The 12,382-nt window shown below is 71.2% G+C and carries 11 protein-coding genes; 7 read left to right on the forward strand and 4 right to left on the reverse strand.

The genetic code is table 11. The features are described 5' to 3' along the window. Window positions 1-116: 116 nt before the first annotated feature. On the forward strand, window positions 117-1,577 hold the full coding sequence (gene der, locus WH07_RS27220; RefSeq protein ID WP_046505469.1) for a ribosome biogenesis GTPase Der: 1,461 nt from the start codon (window positions 117-119) through the stop codon (window positions 1,575-1,577). A 177-nt stretch (window positions 1,578-1,754) separates the two neighbouring features. On the opposite strand, the gene WH07_RS27225 is transcribed toward der, so the two are convergent. Then, window positions 1,755-2,183 (reverse strand): hypothetical protein, encoded by a 429-nt coding sequence (locus WH07_RS27225; protein ID WP_332836377.1) that lies wholly within the window; start codon window positions 2,181-2,183, stop codon window positions 1,755-1,757. Then, window positions 2,180-2,965 (reverse strand): hypothetical protein, encoded by a 786-nt coding sequence (locus tag WH07_RS27230; protein WP_046505445.1) that lies wholly within the window; start codon window positions 2,963-2,965, stop codon window positions 2,180-2,182. Before WH07_RS27230 ends, WH07_RS27225 begins: the two co-directional genes overlap by 4 nt. Window positions 2,966-3,467: 502 nt before the next feature. On the opposite strand from WH07_RS27230, the gene WH07_RS27235 reads away from it, so the two are divergent. Beyond that, a complete protein-coding gene (locus tag WH07_RS27235) occupies window positions 3,468-4,322 on the forward strand; it encodes a hypothetical protein (protein WP_046505474.1) in 855 nt (284 codons plus the stop codon). 327 nt (window positions 4,323-4,649) lie between these two features. Continuing rightward, entirely contained in the window at window positions 4,650-4,865 is a 216-nt protein-coding gene (locus WH07_RS27240; protein ID WP_046505447.1) for an I78 family peptidase inhibitor, read from the forward strand. Window positions 4,866-5,042: 177 nt separating this feature from the next. Here WH07_RS27240 and WH07_RS27245 read toward each other — a convergent pair whose 3' ends face one another. After that, window positions 5,043-6,026 (reverse strand): phosphatase PAP2 family protein, encoded by a 984-nt coding sequence (locus tag WH07_RS27245; RefSeq protein ID WP_046505451.1) that lies wholly within the window; start codon window positions 6,024-6,026, stop codon window positions 5,043-5,045. A 426-nt stretch (window positions 6,027-6,452) separates the two neighbouring features. Here WH07_RS27245 and WH07_RS27250 point away from each other — a divergent pair, with 426 nt between their 5' ends. Together WH07_RS27250 and WH07_RS27255 are read left to right on the forward strand one after the other, a co-directional pair. After that, on the forward strand, window positions 6,453-8,156 hold the full coding sequence (locus WH07_RS27250) for an MFS transporter (protein WP_079023595.1): 1,704 nt from the start codon (window positions 6,453-6,455) through the stop codon (window positions 8,154-8,156). 127 nt (window positions 8,157-8,283) lie between these two features. Beyond that, window positions 8,284-9,498 (forward strand): acyl-CoA dehydrogenase family protein, encoded by a 1,215-nt coding sequence (locus WH07_RS27255; RefSeq protein WP_046505454.1) that lies wholly within the window; start codon window positions 8,284-8,286, stop codon window positions 9,496-9,498. A 44-nt stretch (window positions 9,499-9,542) separates the two neighbouring features. Here the strand turns inward: WH07_RS27255 and WH07_RS27260 are convergent, their stop codons facing one another. After that, on the reverse strand, window positions 9,543-9,977 hold the full coding sequence (locus tag WH07_RS27260) for a cell division protein SepF (protein WP_046505457.1): 435 nt from the start codon (window positions 9,975-9,977) through the stop codon (window positions 9,543-9,545). Between the two features lie 279 nt (window positions 9,978-10,256). Between WH07_RS27260 and WH07_RS27265 the strand changes: the two genes are divergently transcribed. Both WH07_RS27265 and WH07_RS27270 read left to right on the forward strand, forming a co-directional pair. Next, on the forward strand, window positions 10,257-11,528 hold the full coding sequence (locus tag WH07_RS27265; protein ID WP_106409691.1) for a DUF5685 family protein: 1,272 nt from the start codon (window positions 10,257-10,259) through the stop codon (window positions 11,526-11,528). A gap of 420 nt (window positions 11,529-11,948) precedes the next feature. Further along, window positions 11,949-12,382: FAD/NAD(P)-binding protein (locus WH07_RS27270; RefSeq protein WP_046505459.1), on the forward strand; the 434-nt coding region annotated here is incomplete at its 3' end.

Genomic DNA, 12,382 nt, shown 5'->3' on the forward strand with positions numbered 1-12,382 from the left:
GCCGACGCTCTCATGGCCGCCAGGACGCCGGGGCCGGAGCGTGCGCGAGACTTGGCACTTGAGTAGTGCGCCGCATCGAGCGGCGCACCGACCACGATGAACGAGGTACGGACTTCATGAACGACCAGATCGACTCCGCCGACGAGCACGGAGAGCTCGGCGACGCCGAATACACGGACTTCATGGAGCTTGCCGCGCTGGAGGGCTTCGAGGCCGAGGAGGTCGAGGGGGCGATCGACGAGGCCGGCCACGGCCCGCTGCCCGTACTCGCCGTCGTCGGCCGCCCCAATGTCGGCAAATCGACCCTCGTCAACCGGATCATCGGCCGCCGTGAGGCGGTCGTCGAGGACAAGCCGGGCGTCACCCGCGACCGGGTCACCTACGAGGCCGAATGGGCGGGCCGCCGCTTCAAGGTCGTCGACACCGGCGGCTGGGAGCAGGACGTCCTCGGCATCGACGCCTCCGTCGCCGCCCAGGCCGAGTACGCGATCGAGGCCGCCGACGCGGTGGTCTTCGTGGTGGACTCCACGGTCGGCGCGACCGACACCGACGAGGCCGTGGTCAGGCTGCTGCGCAAGGCCGGCAAGCCCGTCGTGCTGTGCGCCAACAAGGTCGACGGACCGAGCGGGGAGCCGGACGCCGCGGCGCTCTGGTCGCTCGGGCTCGGCGAGCCCCACCCGGTCTCCTCGCTGCACGGCCGCGGTACCGGCGACATGCTCGACGCGGTCCTCGAAGCCCTGCCCGACGCCCCGGCGCAGACCTTCGGCACGGCGGTCGGCGGCCCGCGCCGTATCGCGCTCATCGGCCGCCCGAATGTCGGCAAATCGTCCCTGCTGAACAAGGTCGCGGGCGAGGAGCGGGTCGTCGTCAACGAGATCGCGGGCACCACCCGCGACCCGGTCGACGAACTGATCGAACTGGGCGGCACGGTCTGGAAGTTCATCGACACGGCCGGCATCCGCCGCCGGGTCCACCTCCAGGAGGGCGCGGACTACTACGCCTCGCTGCGCACCGCCGCCGCCGTCGAGAAGGCCGAGGTCGCCGTCGTCCTGATCGACACCAGCGAGTCGATCAGCGTCCAGGACCAGCGGATCATCACCATGGCCGTGGAGGCGGGCCGCGCGCTGGTCGTCGCGTACAACAAGTGGGACACCCTCGACGAGGAGCGCCGCTACTACCTGGAACGCGAGATCGAGACCGAGCTGGCGCAGATCTCCTGGGCGCCCCGGGTCAATGTCTCGGCGCGCACCGGCCGCCATATGGAGAAGCTGGTTCCCGCGATCGAGACGGCCCTCGCGGGCTGGGAGACCCGGGTGCCGACCGGGCGGCTCAACGCCTTCCTCGGCGAGCTGGTGGCCGCGCATCCGCACCCGATCCGGGGCGGCAAGCAGCCGCGCATCCTGTTCGGTACGCAGGCGGGCACCAAGCCGCCGCGCTTCGTGCTCTTCGCCTCGGGCTTCATCGAGCACGGCTACCGGCGGTTCGTGGAGCGCAGGCTCCGTGAGGAGTTCGGCTTCGAGGGCACGCCGATCCATATCTCCGTACGGGTACGCGAGAAGCGCGGCCGCAAGAAGTAGCCGCAGGGTTCGAGTACGGGACCGGGGTTCGAGTACGGACCGGGCTGCGAGTACGGACCGGGTACGAAAACGGGACGTACGAGGACCGGACGTACAAGGACGGGACGGCGGAAGCGGCACGGAAACGGCGGGGCCCGGCGCGGAGGATTCCGCACCGGGCCGCACCGCTTCCGGCGGTCAGACGCCTCGGCGGGGCCCCGGGGGGAGGGCGGCCGGAGTGTGGCGTCCGGCGGGCTGCCGGGGGTCGCGCTGCCAGGAGCCCGGATAGGGCGTGTGCCCGTATCCCCCGTGAGCGGCGTGCAGCCCGGTGCCGAAGGCTGTGAACCCGAGATTCTCCTCATTGCTGCGGTCGCCGGGCAGCGCTCTGAAGGACCTGCGGAACTCCGAGTACAGCGCGTCGTAGATCGGCGTCAGGGAGAACCCGTCCGCCACGTCCTGCGCGGGGCGCATGGAGGGGATGTGGCTCTGGTACTGCGGACGCGAGGGGTCGTATGAGTGCACATACGTGCCAACGACCCTTTCGTCCGTCGGATGCGGGCTGTCCTGGGAATTCGCCGGCTGCGACCGGAGCAGCAGCCTGAGGGTGGCGCCTGAGGGCTCGGTCATGTGCCGGCCAATGGCATCGCGGCGGCGACGAGCCGCCCATTGGCCGCCGCCTTCTCCAGGGCGTCCCGCAGCAGGTCCTCACGGGGCTGCTGGCCGATCGAGCCGACCGGCGCGGCGAACACCAGGACCGTGTGGGACTTGTTGGCCGAGGCGCGCCATCCCTCGGTGACCTGGAGCGGCTGATGGGCCTGCCACCAGGCGACCGGGCTGCCGCCGCCGGTGCCGGGCTGGAGCACGGCGTGGAGCTGGCCCATGGCGAGCAGCACCGACCAGCCGGGCAGTGTGCCGGGCACCCGGTTCAGATCGGAGACCGGCACGAAACCCTGCTCGATCAGGAGTGTGAGGAACTCGTCGGTGGTGCCCCGCGAGCCGGGCCGGGCGATCGGGGCGGTCGGCTCCACCACCAGGGCGGGGTGCAGATCGCCCTCGATCAGCACCAGACCGCTGGTCACGCCGAGGACGGCCTGTCCCGGCCCCGCTCCGGGGTCTGCGGCCGACTGCGGCTCGCCGCCGGTGATGGACCGGACCGCGCCCTGGAGCTGCTCCTCGGCGACCTGCACGACCTGGGAGGGGATGCAGGTGGCGTGGGCGAAGGCGAGTACGGCGGTCTCCTCGCCGACGAACAGCACCGTGCTGGTCCGCTCCTGTTCGGAGTCGCCGGGGGTGCGGCAGGAGGTGCAGTCGTAGCTTCCCGGGGAGTTCTCGCCGGCGAGCAGCCGGTCGGCTTCTTCGTCGCCGATCTCGGCGCGTACGTCCTCGCTGACGTCGAGCATGCGCGGCACGGGTGGCTCCTCGAACTCGGTACGTGGGGCCGGGTTGTTCCCGGCTCGTAAAGAAGACAACGGACGAGCCGTGGCCCGGGTCACGCGCGGATGCGCACGGAATCGAACCATCCCGCGTATCACCCCGGTGGTCGCAAGGAACGCGTCATCGCATGCCAACGCGCCCCGAAGGGACGGCAGTTGCCCCTCGCCGCCGCCCCGCAGGTCAGTACATTCACAGGTCGACAAATCGGGAAATCAGCGAATCAAAGGGGTGGCTGAAAGACGTTGCTGCTTTCGTGGCCCGCACATCGCCTCGGCTGTTCGGGGGCGAGGCCGTACGGATCCGCCCCAGGTCGGCACCATCTGGCTGATTTCTGCGTCTATCCGGTGGGCCGGGGAAAACGCCACCGGACCGGACGGAAGGGGACAGGACCGCGTGACCAGATCGAACAGGGCCGGCGGAGGCCGTGGGCGACGGGCCTCACCCAGGGGATACGCGGCCGACCGGGTCGCCGACTGCATCGCGGACTCCGCGGGCGGCATCACCTTCGACATCGCGGGCGAGGCCCGGCCGGACGCGATGCTGGTGCTGCGCCGCCGTGCCCTCCGCGCCGGCGACCCCGCAGGTGCCGCCGGTTCCGGCGCTCGCGGTTCCGGTTCCGGTGCCGGTACTGGTGCCGGTGCGGACGACGAGGTACGGCTGCCGCTCACCGGGGCGGGGGAGTCCCTGCTGCGCGCCGTTCTGCCCAGCACCGTCGAGCTGGCCGAGGGCCACTGGGACATCTTCACCGGCGCCCGCGGCGAGCTGCCCGTACGGCCCGGGATCCGCGACGTGCGGGCGCTCGTCGGCCGGACCCCCGGAGCCGGCCGGGTCGCGGCGAGGATTCCGTACCCCACCCCGGACGGCCGGCTCGCCGTACGCTCCTGGGTCCGCGCCCCGCACGCCGAGGCCGGGACGGTCCGCTGCGAGCCGGGCGCGACGACCGTCGAGGGCGTGCTGTACGGCGCCGAGCTGGGCGAGGGCGCCGTGGCGGAGGCCCGGCTGCGCGGCACCGGCCGCAGCCACCGGGTCGCCGTGACCGGGTGCGGCGGCGCCTTCGCCTTCACACTGCCGTACGGTCCGCTGGCCGCGCGGCCGGTCGAGCAGCGGCAGTGGTGGGACCTGTGGCTGCTGCCGGCGCGGAACGCCGCCGCGGTGCGGATCTCGCGCATCCTCGACGACATCTGGGACAAGCGGTTCGCGCTGGTCCACCCGGCGCATCTGTCCCACCCCGACCGCGGCGCCTACGGCTGGCTGGCCGCGCCCTGCTACACCGGTGACAACGACTTCTCCGTACGACTGGATCCCGCGCCCCTGCCGGCCACCACGCCCTGACCCGGCTGCTGTTCGGCCCTGGCGGAACGTGTTGCCCGGCGGGGGATTGTGCGGGGAAATCGTGAATTCTTCCGGCCCCGGCAATTGCCGCCGGGCGGCCGGGCGCGGTCCGCCGTGGCGAATTCAAGAAGGCCGAATTCATGTGTTCGGTGGGCGGCTGGAATTGTGTGCGTGCGGAGAGTGAACTGCCCGTAAGAGTGAAGTTCTTGGCGTTCGGCTGATGGTGTGATCCTGTGACACAAGTGTGACCGCTGAGGGACAGGAAGCCTCCCGTGCCGGTATCCGTCCCGCTTCCTTCACCGCCCCCGGACGCCTACCGTAAGTGTTATGGCACCGATACCGACTCCGTCCCTCCAGCCCGATGACGCGCCCGAGCCCTATGTGGGACTGGACGCCGAGAAGGCCGAACGGCGGGCGCGCGGGCGCGGCTGGACCACGGTCAGACGTCTGCCGCCGGGCTCGATCATCACCATGGAGTTCGTGGTGGGCCGGCTCAACTTCGAGGTCGACGACGGCAGGGTCATCCGCTGCTGGGTCGGCTGACCCCGTACCCACGCGCCCCGGCCTCCGTACCGAGCCGTCCTGCCTTCTGAGCTGCGGGTACGCCCCGCACAGGGCGAAGGCCCCGGCGGTCCGCCGGGGCCTTCGCCCTGTATTCGTCCGTCTCCCACGGACTCACCGACGCGGGGAGGGTCTGTGCGTACCGTCCCCGACGCCCGTTCAGCCGCCCGTCACCGGCCGTGAGTTCGGCGGGCGGCGGCTGCCGGCCGGAGCCGTCGGGGTCCGCTCCGAGCGCACGGCGTGCGGCCGGGACTGGGTGAGCTGCCCGGTGTTCCGTACGGTGCCGACACGGCTGGTGTGACCTGCCCCGATGGACTCGCGCGGGGGCTCCTCGCCCTCCGCCGCCGCCCCCTGCGGAACCGGGGCGGGCCGGGGCCCTCCGGCGGCGACCGGGGTGGTGGGGATCCGTCTGCGGCCGTTCAGCCAGCGGTCACGCACCGCGAGGATCGCCGGCTCCGCGTGGCCGATCAGCGGCTCGAACCAGGGCATCCCCAGCAGGATCAGCAGCCCGGCCGCCCAGCCCAGCAGCACATCGCTCAGCCAGTGCGTACCGAGATAGACGGTCGTCGCGCCTACCCCCAGCGCCACCACGGCCGACAGGACCGACAGATAGCGCCTGGCCCGGGGCGTGGTCGCCAGATAGGCCAGGATTCCCCAGGTCACCACGGCGTTGGCGGTGTGTCCGGAAGGAAATATATCGCCGCCCGCGAACAGCTCCGCGGAGCCGATCTGCGTCGCGTAGTGCGGGCCGAGCCGCCCGAGACCGAGCTTGACCGCGCCGACGGTCACATTGAGCAGCAGGAGCGCGGTGCCCAGCGCCAGCAGCGGACGCAGGGTGTGCTGGCGCCAGGAGCGCCAGCCCAGCCAGGCCGCGATCATCACGGCCGTGGGGCCGCGCTGGCCGAGCACCACGAAGTAGTCGAGGAAGGCATGCAAGTCCGGCCATTGCTGATAGGGCCGGAACAGCATCACTTTCCAGTCCAGGGTCACCAGCCAGGAGGTGGCGAGCACGGCGACGACGATGGCGAGATAGAACGCCAATGTCCCGCCGAAGAGAGCCGTGCGGGTGCGGCTCATCCGCGGGATCTCTATCTTCGGCGGCTCCGGCTCCCGGTCCAGGCGGGCAAAGATGTCGGTACGCACACAAAGGACGTTACAGCGAGTGAGTGAGTGAACAGGTCCATCACGTCTCTTCGTGATGACGATGTGATGTGGAGTGACACTCGGGCGGCCCTTTATTCGAGGTGGTTCCGGAAATCCAAGTGACCTTCGGCCCTATTCACCGACACGCCGTTACGGGAAGTGTCTTTGTTCACAACAGAAATAGTTCACCCGGGCGTCGCGTGGAATTTCCCTGCTGCTCGTGCGCGCCCCGGGTCCATGATCCTGGCCAGGACGCCATGGCGTACGCCACACTGCCTGGTCGGAGCGGTGAGAGGTCCACCACACGGCACGCGCTCTCACGTCGCGTACGCTGACGGCTCACTCGCCCGTCGATGCCGGGCCGCCCCGAGGGACCGGTGTCCCCGTCGGACCGCCGAGCGCGAGGACGCATTGGGAGGTACTCAGATGTCCGGGACCACCACGACCGGAGCACGGCTGCGCGCTGCGGCCGGTGCCAACCGGTGGGTCGTCCTGTTCGTCCTGTGCGTGAGCCTGCTGCTGGTGGCGCTCGACGCGACGGTGCTGCATGTCGCCGTGCCCGCGGTCACCGGGGACCTCAGGCCCAGCGGGGTCGAGCTGCTCTGGATCGTGGACGCGTATCCGCTGGTCTGTGCCTCGCTGCTGATCCTGTTCGGCACCCTCGGCGACCGCATCGGGCGAAGGCGGGTGCTGCTGATCGGCTACGGGCTCTTCGGAGCGGCGTCGGCCGTCGCGGCCTTCGCCGGTTCGCCCACGGTGCTGATCGGGGCGCGTGCCCTGCTCGGGGTCGGCGGGGCGATGATCATGCCCGCGACTCTCTCGATCCTGCGTGCGGTCTTCCCCGACCGGCGCGAGAGGGCCGTCGCCATCGGGGTGTGGACCGCCGTCGCGGCCGTCGGAGCCGCCGTCGGCCCGGTCCTCGGCGGATTCCTCGTCGAGCACTTCTGGTGGGGCTCCGTCTTCCTGATCAACATCCCGCTGCTGGTCGTACTGCTGCCGGTCGGCCGGATCCTGCTGCCCGAGTCCAAGGGCCACGGTGACGGTCCCTGGGACGTGCTGGGGGCGCTGATGGCCGCGGCCGGGGTGCTCGGGGTGGTCTTCGGGGTGAAGCGTTTCGGCGCCGGGGAGGGGCCGCTGAGCCCCGCGACGCTCGGCCCGCTCTGTCTCGGTGCGGCCCTGCTCGTCCTGTTCGTACGCCGGCAGCGCCGCCGCACACATCCGCTGATCGACATGCGGATGTTCTCCAGGCCCACCTTCTCCACCTCCGTCGGCTGCATCGTCCTCGCCATGCTGGCCCTGGTCGGCCTCGAACTGATCGCGGTCCAGTACCTCCAGCTCGTGCTGGCCCTCAGCCCGCTGGAGACCGGACTGCGGCTGCTGCCACTCACCTTCGCCGCCATGGCCGCGGGCATCACCGGATCGGCCACCCTGCGCCGGGTCGGGCCGCGCCGGATGGTGTCCTGGGGCTTCGTGCTCACCGCCGTCGCCGTGCTGCTGCTGGTCCTGATGGGCCAGCACGACCGGCCGGGCCTGCTGACCGCGGGCTTCGTACTGCTCGGCTTCGGGCTCCAGACCACGCTCTTCGGGGCGTACGAGTCGATGCTCAGCGAGGCTCCGCCCGACCAGGCGGGCGGGGCGGCGGCCATAGGCGAGACCTCGTACCAGCTCGGCGCGGGCATGGGGATCGCCCTGCTCGGCAGCGTGATGAACGCGGCGTACGCGCCGGCGGTGTCCTCGGTGAAGGGCGTGCCCCCGGCGGCGGGCTCGGCCGCGGCGGACTCGCTCGGCGAGGCATACCAGGTGGCGGCGCGGCTCGGCGGGCCCGCCGGGGACACCCTGCGGAACGCCGCGCGCCAGTCGTTCGTGCACGGGCTGCATGTGACGCTGCTGGTCAGTGCGGCACTGCTGCTGCTCGGCGCGCTGGCCGCGCTGCGGCTGCCGAGGGCCATGGAGTGCCCGGCGCCCACGGAGGAGGAGCAGCCCGCCGTCGAGGACCGGGCCGCCGGGGCGTTCGAGTCCCAGCCGGTGCGGACGCCGGAGCCGCAGCTCCACAAGCCCCCGGAGCAGCGCCGCCCCCATCCCCGTACGTCGGTGGAGCGCCCCCTACCGGCGGGCCGCGGCAGAGGTTAGAGCTCTGTCCTCAGTCGCCGGACGAGCGCTCTGTCCTGGCCACCTGTCCTGGCCGGGGCGAGGAACGGCCGCGCGCGCTGCTAGTTTGTGGCGGTCCGAGTCCTCGTGAGCCGCCGGAGGTCGCCCCATGTCCGCACCGTCCGCCGCGAAGCTCCCGCCCTTCGACCCCCGCGACCCCCTCGGCCTCGACGATCTGCTCGCCCCCGAGGACCTGGCGATCCGGGACACCGTCCGCGCCTGGGCCGCCGACCGGGTCCTGCCGCACATCGCCGAGTGGTACGAGCGCGGCGAGGTCCCCGTACTGCGCGAGCTGGCCAGGGAACTCGGCGCGCTCGGCGCCCTCGGCATGTCCCTGACGGGTTACGGCTGCGCGGGCGCCACCGCCGTCCAGTACGGCCTGGCCTGCCTGGAACTGGAGGCCGCCGACTCCGGGATCCGCTCCCTCGTCTCCGTACAGGGCTCGCTCGCCATGTACGCGATCCACCGCTACGGCTTCGAGGAGCAGAAGCAGCGCTGGCTGCCGGGGATGGCGGCCGGCGAGACCATCGGCTGCTTCGGCCTCACCGAGCCCGACCACGGCTCCGACCCGGCCGGCATGCGGACGTACGCGAAGCGCGACGGCGCCGACTGGGTCCTCAACGGCCGCAAGATGTGGATCACCAATGGGTCGCTGGCGGGCGTCGCGGTCGTCTGGGCGCGTACCGACGACGCCGACGGCGGGAGCGGCGGCATCCGTGGATTTCTCGTCCCGGCCGGCACTCCCGGCTTCACCGCCCCCGACATCAAGCACAAATGGTCCCTGCGCGCCTCGGTCACCAGCGAGCTGGTCCTCGACGACGTACGCCTCCCCGCCGACGCCGTACTTCCCGGGGCCGTCGGACTGCGCGGGCCGCTGAGCTGTCTGAGCCATGCCCGGTACGGGATCGTCTGGGGCTCCATGGGCGCCGCGCGTGCCGGCTTCGAAGCCGCGCTCCGGTACGCCACTTCACGCGAGCAGTTCGGGCGTCCGATCGGCGGCTTCCAGCTCACCCAGGCCAAGCTCGCCGACATGGCGGTCGAACTGCACAAGGGAATCCTGCTCGCCCACCATCTCGGGCGGCGGATGGACGCGGGCCGGCTACGGGCCGAGCAGGTCAGCTTCGGCAAGCTCAACAATGTGCGGGAGGCGATCGAGATCTGCCGGACCGCGCGGACCGTTCTCGGCGCCAACGGGATCTCGCTGGAGTATCCCGTGATGCGCCACGCGACCAATCTGGAGTCGGTGCTCACCTATGAGGGCACCGTCGAGATGCATCAGCTCGTCCTGGGCAAGGCGCTCACCGGTCTTGACGCCTTCCGGTGATCCGGGTGCGGCACACTGCCGCGTTGATCCGGTGAGCGCCCTGCTCAGCTCTGGTTGAAGAAGCCGTCCTGCGGCCGTCCCGCCGCGTCCCCGGTGACGATCTCGGTGTCGGCGGGGCTCAGCAGGAAGACCCGGGTGGCCACCCGGTCGATGGAGCCGCGCAGTCCGAAGATCAGCCCGGCGGCGAAGTCCACCACACGCTTGGCGTCGGCGGCCTCCATGGCGGTGAGGTTCATGATGACGGGGACACCGGAGCGGAACAGCTCGCCGATGCTCCGGGCGTCCCGGAAGCTCTCCGGGGAGACGGTGGCGATTCTGCGGTCCCGCTCCTGAGCGGTCTCGGAGGCGACCCGCACCCGCGGATCGGTCGTCCAGGTCTCGCCGGTCTCAGCACTCCCGGCGTACTCGTCGTCGTAGTAACGCTCGTCGTTGTCCTCAACGAGGCCCAGCCAGGCACTCGCCTTGCGCACCGATCCCATGGACGCCTCCTTTCACCGCGGTCACATCTCGTTCCCTGCCCCTATGGTCGTCCATGATGCGGATTCAGCGCCAAGGGGATAGTCGGCGCGCAGGCGATTCGTGACGGTACTGGTGCAGAAGATGTGGCGGTTCGTCAAGGTTGTTCCAGCGTAGGGCACCTGACGGGGTGCAAAATATGAACTTCCGTCCAGAAGGGTGACACTACGGACGTACGGGTGAACGGCCCGGCCGGTACGATGCCTCGCGCACCATTCAGCGACTTTTCGGGGGGGACCGTCGTGTTCGGAATCGTCAGGCCTTGCGGTCACCGTCTCGGCGACGGGCTGAAGACCGAGTGGATGGCCCATCTCTGCGGGCTCTGCCTGGCACTTCGCTCCGACCACGGACAGTTCTCCCGGGTCGTCACCAACTACGACGGGCTGATCGTCTCGGTTCTGACGGAGGCTCAGGCCGAACGCACCGCCGGGCAGCGGCGGACGGCCGGGCCCTGCCCGCTGCGCGGGATGCGGACCGCGCCGGTCGCGCGCGGCGAGGGAGCGCGGCTGGCCGCCGCGGTCTCGCTGGTGCTGGCCTCGGCGAAGGTACGGGACCACGTGGCCGACCGGGACGGGCTGTTGAAGCGCACACCGCTGGCCGCCGCCGCGCGCCGGGTCGCGACCGGCTGGGACCGGGCGGGCGCGCGGACCGGCGCGGAACTGGGCTTTGACACGGCGGTGCTCGTCGACGCGGTCGACCGGCAGCCGGAGATCGAGGCGCTGGCCGGTCCCGGTACGCCGCTGCTCGCCGTGACGGAACCGACCGAGACGGCCACCGCGGCGGCCTTCGCGCACACCGCCGTACTCGCCGGACGGCCCGGGAACCGGGAGCCGCTGGCCGAGGCCGGCCGGCTCTTCGGACGGCTCGCGCATCTTCTGGACGCCGTGGAGGACCAGGAAGCTGACGCTGCGTCAGGCGCGTGGAACCCGCTCACCGCCACCGGCACCTCGCGGGCCGAGGCCCGGCGGCTCGCCGATGACGCGGTGCACGGGATCAGGCTCGCGCTGCGGGACGCGGAGTTCGCCGACGACCGTCTCGCCCATGTGCTGCTGGCGCACGAACTGCGAATATCCGTCGACCGCGCCTTCGGTACGGCGGCCTGCGGACACGCCGCGCACAACAGCCAGGGCGGGCAGGACGGTCTGCCGCCCCAGGGCAATCCGTACGCGGGCCAGGGCCCCGGACCGTACGGCTCGAACAATCCGTACGGCGGCGGGAACCCGTTCGGCGGCGGACAGCCGGGCATGCCGGGCGGACCCGGTGGCACCGGCGGGCTGCCCGGCCCCGGGCACGAGCCGTCGAAGCCCGGCAGGCGCGGCTTCTGGGCCGGCTGCGCTGTCTTCGCCGGACTCTGCTGCACCTGCAAACTCTGCTGTGCCGAGGAGTACGAGGGTCCGTGGTCGCGCAAGAAGCGAGAGGGAATCTGCCGGGACTGCGACTGCGACTGCTGTAGCAATTGCAATTGTGACGGCTGCGACTGCTGCGGTTGTGACGGCTGTGGATGCGACTGCTGACCGCCATGGGCGTACGGGCGGCTGGTGCCGGGGCGAGGGGAGTGGAGCGTGACGCTCTGCGTGTGAAGGCACGCGGGCAACGGCGCGTGCGCGCCGGTACTGCGGGAAGCCGTGCAGGGTGTCAGCTCAACAGGAAGAGGACCACACTCGACCGAAGTCGATGTGGGAGCGTGTGACCAGCCACTGCTGCGAATGCATACGTCAAGTGGAACAGGCATCCGTTTCCGCGTCAACCAAATGAGACGGCCGGCTCACAGTGCGGACGAGCTTGACAGCAGGCCGTACACACCGCTTAGCCTCGGTGAGAAGCGGATCGTGCTGAGGGGCTCGGTCCGCCGCTGAGGGCCCGGCCCGACCGGGTCCGCCCGCTGTGCTGTGAAGGCACTCCCGTGTTCGATCACGTATCCACGGAGCCTTCGCATGCCTGTGTCACCTGTCTCGTCAGGTACCGTCCGCACTCCGGCCGTCACCCGCACCCTGGTGGTGATCGGCGCGGGTCCGCGCGGTACGGGCTTTCTGGAACGGCTCGCCGCCAACGCGCCGGATCTGTACGACGGACTGCCGCTGGACATCCATCTCGTGGACCCGTACCCGCCGGGCGGCGGCCGGATCTGGCGCCGTGATCAGTCGCCGCTGCTGTGGATGAACTCCATGGCCGAGGACGTCACCATGTACACCGACGAATCGGTCGCGCTGGCGGGGCCGGTACGGGAGGGGCCCGCGCTGCACGAGTGGGCGCGGGACGTCAGGGAGGGCAGGGCGCGGCTCACCGCGGAATCCGAACAGGCCGGAACGGGCCGGGGCGAGACGGGACGAGGCGCGACTGGACAGGATGCGACGGGGCAGGGCGGGAC

This window comes from Streptomyces odonnellii (genome assembly GCF_000981895.1).
GTDB classification, from domain to species: Bacteria; Actinomycetota; Actinomycetes; order Streptomycetales; family Streptomycetaceae; genus Streptomyces; species Streptomyces odonnellii.